General features: G+C 71.3%; 13 protein-coding genes. 5 read left to right on the top strand and 8 right to left on the bottom strand.

Features of this window, described 5'->3' with window-relative positions; translation table 11 throughout:
* Positions 1–38: 38 nt before the first annotated feature.
* Both ACFV9O_RS08690 and ACFV9O_RS08685 read right to left on the bottom strand, forming a co-directional pair.
* Positions 39–911: a siderophore-interacting protein gene (locus ACFV9O_RS08690; RefSeq protein WP_385414154.1), complete on the bottom strand. Its 873-nt coding sequence runs from the start codon at positions 909–911 to the stop codon at positions 39–41.
* Positions 912–913: 2 nt separating this feature from the next.
* Positions 914–1,951: an ABC transporter substrate-binding protein gene (locus ACFV9O_RS08685; protein WP_385414151.1), complete on the bottom strand. Its 1,038-nt coding sequence runs from the start codon at positions 1,949–1,951 to the stop codon at positions 914–916.
* A 182-nt stretch (positions 1,952–2,133) separates the two neighbouring features.
* Between ACFV9O_RS08685 and ACFV9O_RS08680 the strand changes: the two genes are divergently transcribed.
* The 3 genes from ACFV9O_RS08680 (at position 2,134) to ACFV9O_RS08670 (ending at position 3,145) form a co-directional block, all read left to right on the top strand.
* Complete coding sequence (locus ACFV9O_RS08680; RefSeq protein WP_385414149.1) at positions 2,134–2,349, top strand: hypothetical protein; 216 nt, start codon at positions 2,134–2,136, stop codon at positions 2,347–2,349.
* 131 nt (positions 2,350–2,480) lie between these two features.
* The gene (locus ACFV9O_RS08675) at positions 2,481–2,969 is read left to right on the top strand and encodes a hypothetical protein (RefSeq protein WP_385414147.1); all 489 of its coding nucleotides are present in this window, start codon (positions 2,481–2,483) and stop codon (positions 2,967–2,969) included.
* Positions 2,966–3,145, top strand: a complete 180-nt coding sequence (locus ACFV9O_RS08670; RefSeq protein ID WP_385414146.1) for a hypothetical protein — start codon at positions 2,966–2,968, stop codon at positions 3,143–3,145. Before ACFV9O_RS08675 ends, ACFV9O_RS08670 begins: the two co-directional genes overlap by 4 nt.
* 63 nt (positions 3,146–3,208) lie before the next feature.
* Here the strand turns inward: ACFV9O_RS08670 and ACFV9O_RS08665 are convergent, their stop codons facing one another.
* Genes ACFV9O_RS08665 through ACFV9O_RS08650 form a run of 4 tightly spaced genes read right to left on the bottom strand, consistent with a single transcriptional unit; the run spans position 3,209 to position 8,911 of the window.
* Entirely contained in the window at positions 3,209–4,375 is a 1,167-nt protein-coding gene (locus ACFV9O_RS08665) for an acyl-CoA dehydrogenase family protein (RefSeq protein WP_385414143.1), read from the bottom strand.
* Between the two features lie 2 nt (positions 4,376–4,377).
* Positions 4,378–5,331: a hydroxymethylglutaryl-CoA lyase gene (locus ACFV9O_RS08660; RefSeq protein WP_385414141.1), complete on the bottom strand. Its 954-nt coding sequence runs from the start codon at positions 5,329–5,331 to the stop codon at positions 4,378–4,380.
* Positions 5,328–7,286, bottom strand: coding sequence for an acetyl-CoA carboxylase biotin carboxylase subunit (locus tag ACFV9O_RS08655; RefSeq protein WP_385414138.1), 1,959 nt, complete (start codon positions 7,284–7,286; stop codon positions 5,328–5,330). Before ACFV9O_RS08655 ends, ACFV9O_RS08660 begins: the two co-directional genes overlap by 4 nt.
* Before the next feature lie 8 nt (positions 7,287–7,294).
* Entirely contained in the window at positions 7,295–8,911 is a 1,617-nt protein-coding gene (locus tag ACFV9O_RS08650) for a carboxyl transferase domain-containing protein (protein WP_385414136.1), read from the bottom strand.
* A gap of 86 nt (positions 8,912–8,997) precedes the next feature.
* Between ACFV9O_RS08650 and ACFV9O_RS08645 the strand changes: the two genes are divergently transcribed.
* Together ACFV9O_RS08645 and ACFV9O_RS08640 are read left to right on the top strand one after the other, a co-directional pair.
* Positions 8,998–9,597 (top strand): TetR/AcrR family transcriptional regulator, encoded by a 600-nt coding sequence (locus tag ACFV9O_RS08645; protein ID WP_385414134.1) that lies wholly within the window; start codon positions 8,998–9,000, stop codon positions 9,595–9,597.
* A gap of 106 nt (positions 9,598–9,703) precedes the next feature.
* A complete protein-coding gene (locus ACFV9O_RS08640) occupies positions 9,704–10,483 on the top strand; it encodes a phosphatase (protein WP_385414131.1) in 780 nt (259 codons plus the stop codon).
* Between the two features lie 54 nt (positions 10,484–10,537).
* On the opposite strand, the gene ACFV9O_RS08635 is transcribed toward ACFV9O_RS08640, so the two are convergent.
* Together ACFV9O_RS08635 and ACFV9O_RS08630 are read right to left on the bottom strand one after the other, a co-directional pair.
* Positions 10,538–11,566, bottom strand: a complete 1,029-nt coding sequence (locus ACFV9O_RS08635; protein ID WP_385414128.1) for a cation diffusion facilitator family transporter — start codon at positions 11,564–11,566, stop codon at positions 10,538–10,540.
* Positions 11,567–11,592: 26 nt separating this feature from the next.
* Positions 11,593–12,468, bottom strand: coding sequence for an acyl-CoA thioesterase (locus ACFV9O_RS08630; RefSeq protein ID WP_385414125.1), 876 nt, complete (start codon positions 12,466–12,468; stop codon positions 11,593–11,595).
* Between the last annotated feature and the right edge of the window lies 1 nt (position 12,469).

Genomic DNA, 12,469 nt, shown 5'->3' with positions numbered 1-12,469 from the left:
GGGGCACGGCAGTTCGTAAATAAAACGCTGTTTGTCGCTTACGTCTCGTCGTCCGGGACTTCGCGCAGGGCGTCCTCGCTGAGGCCCCTGCGCCAGTAGCCGACGAACGTGATGCGGCGACGGTCGAGTTGGCGCTCGTTCACCAGATGGCGGCGCAGCGCCTTCACGGATCCCGATTCGCCCGCGATCCAGACGTACGGGTCCGAGCCGGCGAACTCGGCGGCGCGCACGGCCTCGACGGCGGACGGCGCCCCTTCCTCCCTCACCAGCCAGGTGAGCGTGGCGTCGGCGGACGTACTCGGCTCCAGCCGGTCCTCGGCGCACGGGACTTCGAGCCAGACCTGGGCGCGGATTCCGGCGGGCAGGGACTCGAGGATCGCCGATGCGGCGGGCAGCGCCGTCTCGTCGGCCCAGATCAGCACCGAATCGGCGTTGTCGGGCAGTTGGAAGCGTACGGCGGTGTTGTCGGCGACCGCGGGGCCGAGCACCGTCACCCGGTCACCGGCGGAAGCCTTCTGCGCCCAGCGGCAGGCCGGTCCGACGCCCATCGCGTCAGCGGCTGATGTCACAGTGTGGACGGCGAAGTCGATGTCGATCTCGCCTGGCTCATCCGGGTTCCGGCGCTGCTCCCGCACGGTGTACGAGCGCATCACGGCCCGTACGTCGTCGGGCAGCGCACGCCAGGCGCCGAGCGCGGCGTACATGTCCCCGTCCTCCGGAACCGGCACGACGGGTGCCTCCTGGCCGGGGTGCGGCAGGAAGAGCGAGAGGGACTGGTCACGGCCCCCGGACGCGAAGTCCGCGAGGGCTTCCCCGCCGAAGGTGACACGGACCAGCGACGGGCCGAGCCGCCGCGTCCGTACGACCTGAAGGGGGAAGAAACGGAACGGGGCGGCTGCGGCTGCCGTCATCGTCAGGCGACCTTCTTCGCGTTCTCGATGGCCTTCGCGAGGTCCTCGAGGATCGGCGTGCACTTCTCGTACGAGTAGATCGGCTCGGTGACGCGCGGGACGACCTGGCCGGCCTTGACGGCGGGCAGCTGGGCCCAGGTCGGCTTGGACTTGAGGGCATCCGGCTGAAGGGCCGAGGCGCGGTTGTCCATCATGATGATGTCGGCCTTGTACTTGTCGACGTTCTCCCAGCTGAGGCCCTCGAACCAGCCGCCGGCATCGAGCTTGGTGGGCGTCACGAAGTTGACGCCGAGCTCCTTGAAGTACAGCGTGTCGGTCGGGCGTCCCGGGGTGGACACGTAGAAGAGGTCGGCGCTCGCGGAGCCGATGAGCACCTTGATCTCGGGCTTGGCCTTCGCAGCGGCGCGCAGCCGGGCGGCGGCCTTCTCGAAGGCGGCCTTGGCGTCGGTGACCTTCTTCGTAGCGACGTCCGCGCCCAGCGACTTGGCCAGGTCGACGTGGCGCTGGAGCACCTTGGGCATCGAGTAGTCGGAGGCCCACAGAGCGACGGACGGGGCCAGCTTCAGGATCTTGTCCTTGGACTGGTCCGGCACGTACCAGAGGGCGTCCTTCTCCCACATGTCGGTGATCAGGACGTCCGGGGCGAGCGCCGCGTACTGCTCGACGTTGAACTCGCCCCAGACGTTGCCGAGGACCTTGACCTTGTCGATGTCGAGGTCGCCCGCCTGGACGTCCGGGGTCTTGGTGCCCTTCGCCTTGTCCTCGACGTACGTCGGGCCGAAGACGCCCTTCACCTCGATGCCGAAGTCGTGCAGGGCGGCCGCCATTCCGGTGAAGGCGACGATGTTCTTCGGGGCGGACTTCGCCTTGGCCGTCTGTCCGCGGTCGTCCTTGAACTCCCAGGGGCCGGACTTGGCGTCGGCGGCCGAGCCGCTCTTCTTCTCGCCGCCGCAGGCGGTGAGTGCGGCGCCGAGCCCGAGGGCGCCTCCGGCGGCCAGCAGGCCGCGGCGGGTGAGTCGGGTGGCTCGGGCGTTGGGCATGGCGGGGTCACTTTCGTACGTGCCGGATTCCGGCCACTGGGCAAGTTCGAAGGTAGGTTAGCCTAACCTCACATCTTGTCCATAGGGGGCTGGAACCGCTGCCAGGCCGTTCGCGCGAGACAGGACGAACAGGGGCACCAATGGGACTGCGGATCCACTTCACTTATGAGGATTTGACCCGGGTGGTACTTGCGGACGCACCGGACCCGCTGTGGGAGGCGCTGCTCAGTCTGCATCTGCTGCAGAACCGCGACGGACCGCTGGTCTTCGGCCGGTGGCGGCGTGCATCCGCCGAGCGCCCGGCCGAGCCGGCGCTGTTCCGGCTGCGGGCGCCGGCCCCGCCGGTGGGCTATTCGGCGGACTTGCTCACGCCTGCGGAGGCATCGCTGGGTCTGTAGGCGGGGATCGACGCACTGCTGGCCACCCCACGGGCCCGGCTCCGCACCGATCTGACGGAACTGGCCCGGCGCGCCGATTACCCGGCTGGGTGGGGCCGTTGGCGGACGGCGACCCACAGGCACTGCACGGCATGGCCGGGTTGGTCCGGCGGCATCACGAGCTCTTCGTGGCCCCGTACTGGACGCATGTCCGGGCGCAGTTCGAGGCGGAGCGGTCCATCGCCGCGAGAGCCCTGCTGCAGAACGGGTTCGCGGCGATGGTGGAGGGGCTGCACCCCACGATCCGTTGGATGCCACCGGTGCTGGAGGCCGGGGGCCCGCACCTGGACGGAGATCTGTACCTGAACGGGCGGGGCCTGCGGATCATCCCCTCGTTCTTCTGCCGGCCCAGGCCGATCGTGCTCAGGGACGAGAAGCTGCCGCCCGTGCTCGTCCATCCCCTCACCCACGACCCGCGCCGGCTCGCCCCCTCCGCTTACGGAGCCGGCGCCGGCGGCTCGCCGCATCACGCGCTCGCCGCGCTGCTGGGACGCGCGAGGGCCGCGGTGCTGGAGGCCGTCGCGGACGGACTGACCACCACCGAACCGGCCCGCAGGGCCGGCATCAGCCCGCCACCGTGAGCCACCACACGGCGGTCCTGCGCGAGGCGGGGCTGAGCGGCTCCCGTCGGCTCGGGGGCGCGGTCCTGCACACCCTCACCCCGATGGGCGCGGAACTCCTGGGCGGCCCTCCGGCCGGCAGGGCGGGAGCACCGCCGAGGTGCGCGGTGCACGCGGAATCCGCCGAGCGACGATGAACCCCCGCCCGGAGCGCGGAGCCGGGGCAGGATCCGGCCGGACGGCCGGACGGCCGACCGGGGTCAGGCGGACAGCCCCAACTCCCGGGCGATCAGTATGCGCTGGACCTCGCTCGTGCCCTCGCCGATCTCCAGGATCTTGGAGTCACGCCACATCCGGGCCACCGGGTACTCGTTCATGAAGCCGTAGCCGCCGTGGATCTGGGTGGCCTCGCGCGCGTTGTCGACGGCGACCGTGGAGGAGTAGAGCTTCGCGAGCGCCGCCTCCTTCTTGAACGGCTCGCCGTGCACCAGCCGTGATGCCGCGTCACGCCAGCCGATACGGGCCATGTGCGCTCGCATCTCCATGTCCGCGATCTTGAACTGGATGGCCTGGTTGTCGGCGATCGGGCGGCCGAAGGCGTGCCGCTCCTTGGCGTACTTCACGGACTCGTCCACACAGCCCTGGGCGAGGCCCGTCGCCAGCGCCGCGATGGCGATCCGGCCCTCGTCGAGGATGCGCAGGAACTGGGCGTAACCACGGCCCTCCTCGCCCAGCAGGTTCGCGAACGGGACGCGGACGTCGGAGAACGACAGCTCGCGCGTGTCCGACGCGTTCCACCCGACCTTTGAGTAGGGGGCGGCGACGGTGAAGCCCGGGGTGCCGGACGGGACGATGATCGAGGAGATGAGCGGCTTGCCCTCGGGGGTGCGGCCGGTGACGGCGGTGACCGTGACGAGACCCGTGATGTCCGTACCGGAGTTGGTGATGAAGCACTTGGAGCCGTTGATCACCCACTCGCCGGTCGTCTCGTCGCGCACGGCGGTCGTCTTCGTGCCGCCCGCGTCCGAACCGGCGTCGGGCTCGGTCAGTCCGAAGGCGCCGAGGATCTCACCGGAGCACATCCGGGGCAGCCACGCGCGCTTCTGCTCCTCGGTGCCGAAGCGGAAGACCGGCATGGCGCCCAGCGAGACGCCGGCCTCCAGCGTGATCGCGACGGACGAATCGACGCGGGCCAGCTCCTCCAGGGCGATGCCGAGGGCGAGATAGTCGCCGCCCATGCCGCCGTACTCCTCGGGGAAGGGCAGGCCGAACAGGCCCATGCGGCCCATCTCGCGGACGATCTCGTAGGGGAACTCGTGCCGCTCGTAGAAGTCGCCGATCTTCGGGGCGACGACGTCGTGGGCGAACTCCTCGACGGTGCGGCGCAGTTCCTCGTGCTCGGGGGCGAGGCGGTGGTCGAGCGACATGACTAGGACTCCTTGTGGGAGGCCGTGCCCGCGAGGGCACGAACGGTGCGGGACGGGCTGGGACGGCCCAGCTGCCCGGCCATCCACGCGCTGGTGGCGGTGAGCCGGCCGAGATCGACCCCGGTTTCGATGCCGAGGCCGTTGAGCATCCACACGAGGTCTTCGGTGGCGAGGTTTCCGGTGGCGCTCTTCGCGTACGGGCAGCCGCCGAGGCCGCCCGCGGAGGCGTCCACGGTCGTGACGCCGTGCTCCAGCGCCGCAAAGGTGTTGGCCAGCGCCTGGCCGTACGTGTCGTGGAAGTGCACGCCGATGGCGCTGGTGGGCACGCCCTCCTCGTTCAGCTCGGCGAGCAGGGCGAGGACATGGCCGGGGGTCGCCACGCCGATCGTGTCGCCGAGGCTCAGCTCGTCGCAGCCCAGGTCCATGAGCCGCTTGGCGACGCGGACGACCTGGTGGACGGGCACCTTGCCCTCCCAGGGGTCGCCGAAGCACATCGAGAGATAGCCGCGGACATGGATCTTGTCGGCCTTGGCGCGGGCGACGACGGGCTCGAACATGGCGAGCGACTCGTCGATCGTCCGGTTGAGGTTCCGTGCCGCGAAGGTCTCGGTCGCGGACCCGAAGACGGCGATCCGGCGTGCGCCGAGGGCGATGGCGCGGTCGAGCCCGCGTTCGTTCGGCACGAGGACGGGAAGGGTGACGCCCTCGATGTCGGCGAGCCGCGGGAACAGGTCCTCGGCGTCGGCCAGCTGGGGCACCCACTTGGGGTGGACGAAGCTGGTCGCCTCGATCGTCGTCAGTCCTGCGTCGGCGAGGCGGTGGACGAACTCCGCCTTCACGTCCGTCGGGACGACGCCCTTCTCGTTCTGGAGCCCGTCGCGCGGGCCCACTTCATGGATCCGTACCCGTGGCGGAAGGGCCGCGACGGAGACCTCCATCGGCAGTGCCTCGGTCATTCCGCGTCCTCCTCGTGCGGGGTGACGACAGCGAGCACCTGGTCCATGGCGACCGTGGCGCCCGGTGCGACGTCCAGCTCGGTGACGGTGCCGGCGTGCGGGGCGGAGATGACGTGCTCCATCTTCATCGCCTCGACGACGAGCAGACTCTGTCCCGCGGTCACCTCGTCGCCGACCGCCACCTTCACGACGGTGACGGTGCCGGGCATGGGGGCGGCGAGCGTGTCCGCGCCCTGGTGTGCGGCGCCGCTGAGGCCGGCCGCGACCGGGTCGTGGTCCTGGAGGTGCCAGGAGTCGCCGTCCCTGCCGAGCCAGGTCCCTCCGGGGGCCGTGGCGTACGTGAAGGTGTGGGTGACGCCGTCGACCTCGACGGCCACCCGGCTGTCCGTCCTCGAGCCGTGGACGGGCGGGAAGGGAACGCGGACCGTCACCGGATCGTGGCCGGGCACACGGAAGTGGTGCACCCTCGGGGCCGGTTCGCCGCCGAGGCGCCAGCCGCTCGGGACCGAGAACGGGTCGACCCAGCCGTCCGGACCCGCGGACGGGGTCGGCCGGCGCAGCAGGGCCGCCGCCTCGTAGACCTCGTCCGGGACCCCGTCCGGGACCAGCCCGTCAACCTCCCGTTCCACCAGACCGGTGTCCAGGTCTCCGGAGACGACCGCGGGGTGGGCCAGCAGGCGGCGCAGGAAGCCCGCGTTGGTCGGGACGCCCAGGGTGACCGTGTCCGCCAGGGCCGCGCGCAGCTTGCGCAGGGCGGTCGCCCGGTCGGGGCCGTAGGCGATGACCTTCGACAGCATCGGGTCGTAGAGGCTGGAGACCTCGGTGCCCTCGCTGAGGCCCGAGTCGGTGCGGATTCCGTCACCCTGCGGTTCGTGCAGGGACAGGACCGTGCCGCCCGAGGGGAGGAAGCCGCGGGAAGGGTCCTCGGCGCAGATACGTGCCTCGACGGCGTGGCCGGTGAGGCTGATGTCGTCCTGAGCGAAGGGGAGCTTCTCGCCCGCCGCGACCCGGAGCTGCCACTCCACCAGGTCGATGCCGGTGATGAGTTCGGTCACCGGGTGCTCGACCTGGAGCCGTGTGTTCATCTCCATGAAGTAGTACGAGGAGGGGTCACCGCCCGGGACGATGAACTCCACCGTGCCCGCGCCCCGGTACCCGCAGGAGCGGGCCGCCTGCACGGCCGCCTCGCCCATCGCCGCCCGGGTCTTCTCGTCCAGCAGGACGGAGGGCGCCTCCTCGATGATCTTCTGGTGGCGGCGCTGCAGCGAGCACTCGCGCTCGCCGAGGTGCACCACATTGCCGTGCCCGTCCGCGAGGACCTGGATCTCGATGTGCCGGGGGCGGTCGACCCACCGCTCCACGAGCAGTGTGTCGTCGCCGAACGACGCCCGCGCCTCGCGCCGCGCCGCCGCGATCTCCTCCAGCAGCGCCGACTCGACGCGCGTGAGGCGCATGCCCTTGCCGCCGCCGCCCGCCGAGGGCTTCAGCAGCACCGGCATGCCGATCTCACGGGCCGCATCGGCCAGTTGGTCGTCCGTCAGGCCGGAACCGGACGAGCCCGGCACCACCGGCACCCCGGCCGCACGCACCGTCTCCTTCGCCCGGATCTTGTCGCCCATCAGGGAGATCGCCTCGGCCGGCGGCCCGATGAAGACCAGGCCCGCCTCCGCGCACGCCCGAGCGAACCGCGCGTTCTCCGCGAGGAAGCCGTAACCCGGGTGGATCGCCTGCGCCCCGCTGCGCCGCGCCGCGTCCAGGAGCCGCTCCACCGAGAGATAGCTCTCGGCGGCCGGCGGCGGGCCCAGCCGCACCGCCGTGTCCGCCTCCCGCACATGCCGGGCGTCGGCGTCCGCGTCGCTGAAGACGGCGACCGAACGCACCCCCATGGCCCGGAGCGTGCGGATGACGCGGACCGCGATCTCGCCACGGTTGGCGACCAGAACAGTGTCGAACATTCCGTCCCTCACATCCGGAAGACGCCGAAGCCGGGCTCACCCAGCGGGGCGTTGGCACAGGCGGTCAGGGCCAGACCCAGCACCTGCCGGGTCTCCAGCGGGTCGATCACGCCGTCGTCCCACAGCCGGGCCGTCGCGTAGTACGCATTGCCCTGCTGCTCGTACTGGGCGCGGATCGGGGCCTTGAAGGCCTCTTCGTCCTCGGCCGGCCACTCCTCGCCGCGGCCCTCGATCTGGTCGCGCTTGACGGTCGCGAGCACCGAGGCGGCCTGCTCGCCGCCCATGACCGAGATCTTGGCGTTGGGCCACATCCACAGGAAACGGGGCGAATAGGCCCGCCCGCACATCGAGTAGTTGCCCGCGCCGTACGAACCGCCGACGACGACCGTCAGCTTCGGCACACGGGTGCACGCCACCGCCGTGACCATCTTCGCGCCGTGCTTGGCGATGCCCCCGGCCTCGTAGTCCTTGCCGACCATGAAGCCCGAGATGTTCTGCAGGAACAGCAGCGGGATGCCGCGCTGGTCGCACAGCTCGATGAAGTGCGCGCCCTTCTGGGCGGACTCGGCGAACAGGATGCCGTTGTTGGCGACGATCCCGACCGGGTGGCCGTGGATCCGGGCGAAGCCGGTGACCAGGGTCGTGCCGAACTCGGACTTGAACTCCGCGAAACGCGAGCCGTCCACGATCCGGGCGATGACCTCCCGCACGTCGTACGGGGTGCGGGAGTCCACCGGCACCGCGCCGTACAGCCCGTACGGATCGACCTTCGGCTCCTCGGCCGGCTGGACCGACCAGGGGAGCGGGCCGCGCTCCGGCAGGGTCGCCACGATGTTCCGCACGATCCGCAGCGCGTGGGCGTCGTCCTCCGCCAGATGGTCCGTGACGCCCGAGATCCGGGAGTGGACCTCGCCGCCGCCGAGCTCCTCGGCCGTCACCACCTCGCCGGTCGCGGCCTTCACCAGGGGCGGGCCGCCGAGGAAGATCGTCCCCTGGTTCCGCACGATCACGGCCTCGTCGCTCATCGCCGGGACGTACGCCCCGCCGGCGGTGCAGGAGCCCAGCACCGCCGCGATCTGCGGGATGCGGGCGCCGGAGAGCCGTGCCTGGTTGTAGAAGATCCGGCCGAAGTGCTCACGGTCGGGGAAGACCTCGTCCTGCATCGGCAGGAAGGCGCCGCCCGAGTCGACGAGATAGACGCAGGGGAGGCGGTTCTCCAGGGCCACCTCCTGGGCGCGGAGGTGCTTCTTCACCGTCATCGGGTAGTACGTGCCGCCCTTGACCGTGGCGTCGTTGGCGACCACGACCACCTCGCGGCCGCTGACCCGGCCGATCCCGGCAATCACACCGGCCGCGGGTGCCTGTCCCTCGTACATCCCCTCGGCCGCCAGCGGCGCCAGCTCCAGGAAGGGGGAGCCCGGGTCCAGAAGCGTGTCCACCCGGTCCCGCGGCAGCAGCTTCCCGCGCGCGGTGTGCCGGGCACGGGCCTTCTCGCCGCCGCCCAGCCGGGCCGCGGCCAGCTTCTCCCGCAGTGTGTCGGCCAGGGCGCGGTGTGCCGCCTCATTGGCCTGCCAGGCCTCGGACGCGGGATCTGCCGCGCTCGTCAGCACAGGTGCCTGCTGCATCCGGCAGGGCTCCCTTCGTGTTAATGAGCGTTAACCCATTTCCTTCAGGTTAACGACCGCTAACTGCGTTGTCTAGAATCAGTGCCATGAGCACCCGGACCGACGCCCCGACCCGTCGCGAGCAGATCCTCAAGGAGGCCGCCCGCCTCTTCGCCGAACGCGGCTTCCACGGCGTGGGCGTCGACGAGATAGGCGCGGCCGTGGGGATCAGCGGCCCCGGGCTGTACCGCCACTTCGCCGGCAAGGACGCGATGCTCGCCGAGCTGCTGGTCGGCATCTCCGGCCGGCTCCTGGACGGCGGCAGGCGCCGCGTCGCCGAGGCGGACGGCGACGGCGGCCCGGAGCAGCTGCTCGCCTCGCTGATCGACGGGCACATCGACTTCGCCCTCGACGACCGCCCGCTGATCACCCTGCACGACCGCGAGCTGGACCGCCTCCGGGACAGCGACCGCAAGCTGGTGCGCCAGTTGCAGCGGCAGTACGTCGAGCTGTGGGTGGACGTCGTCCGCAAGCTGCACCCGGACGTCCCCGAGGGCCAGGCCCGGGCGGCCGTCCACGCGGTCTTCGGGCTGCTCAACTCGACCCCGCACCTCGGGTCGTACGGAAATGGGCTGCCGGGCCGCTCCTCCATGGAGGACCTGCTGCGCAAGCTGGCGCACGGGGCGTTCGCCTCGCTGTCCGCGTGACCTGACCGCGGCGGGGCGTCCGGATCAGAGCGTCCGGACCAAGTCCCGGGCGTCCGGACGCTGGGACGCCAAGCACGCTCCGCACACCTGACGGCACAATGGGCGCATGCCGATACCGAACCGTGCCGCCCTTGTCGACCACCTCGTCCGCACACGTATCGCCGGAGACGTCGCGACACCCCGCGACAACAACCTCTCCCACTACCGCAAGCTCGCCAACGGCGACCGCCACTACTGGCTGGGCCTCGAACTCGGCGACCGCTGGACCGACGAGCAGGACGTGCTGGCCGTGATGGCCGAGCGCTGCGGCGTCAACGACGACCCGGAGCACCGGTTCGGGCAGGACACCATCGACCCGGAGCTGACGGTCGACGCCCTGGACCGGATGGCGGCGCGGCTGAAGGAGGCGGCTGCCGCGAGGGAGTCGGTGCTCTTCGCGACCGGTCACCCGGGCGGGCTGCTCGATGTGCACCGGCAGACCGCGGACGCGCTCAGATCCGCGGGCTGCGAGATCGTCCGCATCCCGTCCGGGCTCACGGCCGACGAGGGCATGGTCTACCAGTTCGCCGATGTCGCGATGCTGGAGCGCGGTGCGACCCTCTGGCACACCCACTCGCCGGAGCCGATGGCCGCGATCCTCGACGGCCTGGAGCGGGAGGGCCGGCCGCTGCCGGACCTGGTGGTCGCCGACCACGGCTGGGCGGGCTGCGCGGGCCGGCGAGGCATCGACGCCATCGGCTACGCCGACTGCAACGACCCGGCGCTCTTCATCGGCGAGGCGGAGGGGACCCTCCGGGTGACGGTCCCGCTGGACGACCACGTCACGGACCCTCGCTTCTACGAGCCGATGACGGCCTATCTCCTGGACGCGGCGGGTCTCCTCTGAGACCGGGCTGCCCGCCCGCCGCCGTGAGCCGGCTGCGTTGACCCGGGGATGACCTCAGGACCCCCGGCCGGGCCCACCGGGCACCCCGGGCCGTACCTGATGAACCCCGGGCGTCGCGTCGAGGTAGACCCTGCGGATCGCCGGGAAGCGCTGGCGCAGCTGCTCCTCGGCGTCCTCGCACGCCCACTCCACCTGCTCGGCCGAGGCGACGTCCCGGAAGTTCACCTTCGCGGCGATCAGGATCTCGGTCGGTCCCTGGATGAGCGTGGTCAGCTCCAGCACCTCGACGATGTGCGGCACCGTGAGCAGCTCCTCGCGCACCGACTCGCGTATCCTCGGCGGCAGCGGCCGCCCGATGAGCAGCTGGGCATTGCTGCGGCCCAGCACCCAGGCCACGTAGACCAGCAGCAGACCGATGAGGATCGAGGCGACGCCGTCCCAGACGGAGGAGCCGGTGAGCTGCGTCCCGGCCAGGCCGCCCGCCGCGAGCAGCAGACCGCTCATCGCGGCGGAGTCCTCCATCACCACGGCCTTGACCGCGGTGTCCGGGGTGTAGCGCAGATAGCGCCGCGCGGGTGTGCCGAAGCGGGCCGCCTCGCCGCGGATCAGCCGGACGCCGGTCCGCAGCGAGTAGCCCTCGAGCACGGTGGCGACGGCCAGCACGATGTACGAGGGCAGCGGATTGCCCAGCTCCTCGCCCTGCGTGAGCGTGTGGACGCCGTCGTAGACGGAGAAGACCGCGCCGCCGACGAACGTGGCGACGGACGCGAGCATCGCCCAGATGTACCGCTCGGGCCCGTAGCCCAGCGGATGCTCCTCGTCCGCCGGCTTCGCGCTCCGTTTGAGGGCGGTCAGCAGCAGGACCTCGGTGACGGTGTCCGCGACCGAATGGGCGGCCTCGGAGAGCATCGCGCTCGATCCGCTGACGACCCCGGCGACGGCCTTCGCGACGGCGATGCCCAGATTGGCCAGCGCCGCGACGATCACCGTGAAGGTGCTCTGCGGCACCTCACCGGGGTAGATCCGCTCCGCCGGCGGCACGGGCGCGTCCTCCGGCCCACCGGTGATCTTCTCGCTCGCCATGATGGGGAGCGTATGTCCGTCTCGGCCTAGCCGCGCGGGACGCGGACCACGCCCTCCTGGATCACCGAGATCGCCAGCTGCCCGTCCTGCGTGTAGATACGGGCCTGGCCCAGACCGCGGCCGCCGTGCGCGCTCGGGGACTCCTGGTCGTACAGGAGCCACTCGTCGGCACGGAAGGGCCGGTGGAACCACATCGCGTGGTCGAGCGAGGCGCCCACGACGTCACCGACCGCCCAGCCGCCCCGCCCGTGGGCCAGCAGCACCGAGTCGAGCAGCGTCATGTCGGAGACGTACGTGGCGAGGCAGACGTGCAGCAGCGGGTCGTCCGCGAGCTTGCCGTTCGTACGGAACCAGACCTGCGAACGCGGTTCGCGGCGCTCGCCGACGCTGGCGTACGGGGGAGCGTCCACGTAGCGCAGATCGACCGCGGAGCGCGCCTCCAGCATCCGCCGGGCCGTGTCCGGGTGGATGAACCGGTCCGCGTGCGCGGGCAGGGTCTCGGCGGCCGTCGGCAGGGTGTCCGGGTCCGGGGCGTCCGGCATCGGCGCCTGGTGGTCGAGCCCCTCCTCGTACGTCTGGAAGGACGCCGAGAGATGGAAGATCGGCTGGCCGTGCTGGATGGCGACGACCCGCCGGGTCGTGAAGGACTGCCCGTCACGGATGCGGTCGACCGTGTAGACGATCGGGGCACCCGGGTCACCCATCCGCAGGAAGTACGCGTGCAGGGAGTGGGCCGTGCGGTCATCGGGGACGGTGCGGCCCGCGGCGACGAGCGCCTGGGCCGCGACCTGTCCGCCGAAGACGCGGGGCACGATCGCCGAGCGCGAGCGGCCCCGGAAGTAGTCCTGCTCGATCTGCTCCAGGTCGAGCAGATCGAGCAGGTCGTCGAGCGCCTTCGTCACC

The sequence above is a fragment of the Streptomyces sp. NPDC059909 genome, from assembly GCF_042730885.1.
Classification (GTDB): Bacteria; Actinomycetota; Actinomycetes; order Streptomycetales; family Streptomycetaceae; genus Streptomyces.
Note: the sequence above shows the minus strand (reverse complement) of the source record. Positions and strands in the feature narration are given on the sequence as shown.

Coding starts and splice junctions, on each gene's coding strand:
- ACFV9O_RS08690 (WP_385414154.1), bottom strand. CDS start 911: ATGACGGCAGCCGCAGCCGCCCCGTTCCGTTTCTTCCCCCTTCAGGTC.
- ACFV9O_RS08685 (WP_385414151.1), bottom strand. CDS start 1,951: ATGCCCAACGCCCGAGCCACCCGACTCACCCGCCGCGGCCTGCTGGCC.
- ACFV9O_RS08675 (WP_385414147.1), top strand. CDS start 2,481: ATGGCCGGGTTGGTCCGGCGGCATCACGAGCTCTTCGTGGCCCCGTAC.
- ACFV9O_RS08665 (WP_385414143.1), bottom strand. CDS start 4,375: ATGTCGCTCGACCACCGCCTCGCCCCCGAGCACGAGGAACTGCGCCGC.
- ACFV9O_RS08660 (WP_385414141.1), bottom strand. CDS start 5,331: ATGACCGAGGCACTGCCGATGGAGGTCTCCGTCGCGGCCCTTCCGCCA.
- ACFV9O_RS08655 (WP_385414138.1), bottom strand. CDS start 7,286: ATGTTCGACACTGTTCTGGTCGCCAACCGTGGCGAGATCGCGGTCCGC.
- ACFV9O_RS08650 (WP_385414136.1), bottom strand. CDS start 8,911: ATGCAGCAGGCACCTGTGCTGACGAGCGCGGCAGATCCCGCGTCCGAG.
- ACFV9O_RS08645 (WP_385414134.1), top strand. CDS start 8,998: ATGAGCACCCGGACCGACGCCCCGACCCGTCGCGAGCAGATCCTCAAG.
- ACFV9O_RS08640 (WP_385414131.1), top strand. CDS start 9,704: ATGCCGATACCGAACCGTGCCGCCCTTGTCGACCACCTCGTCCGCACA.
- ACFV9O_RS08635 (WP_385414128.1), bottom strand. CDS start 11,566: ATGGCGAGCGAGAAGATCACCGGTGGGCCGGAGGACGCGCCCGTGCCG.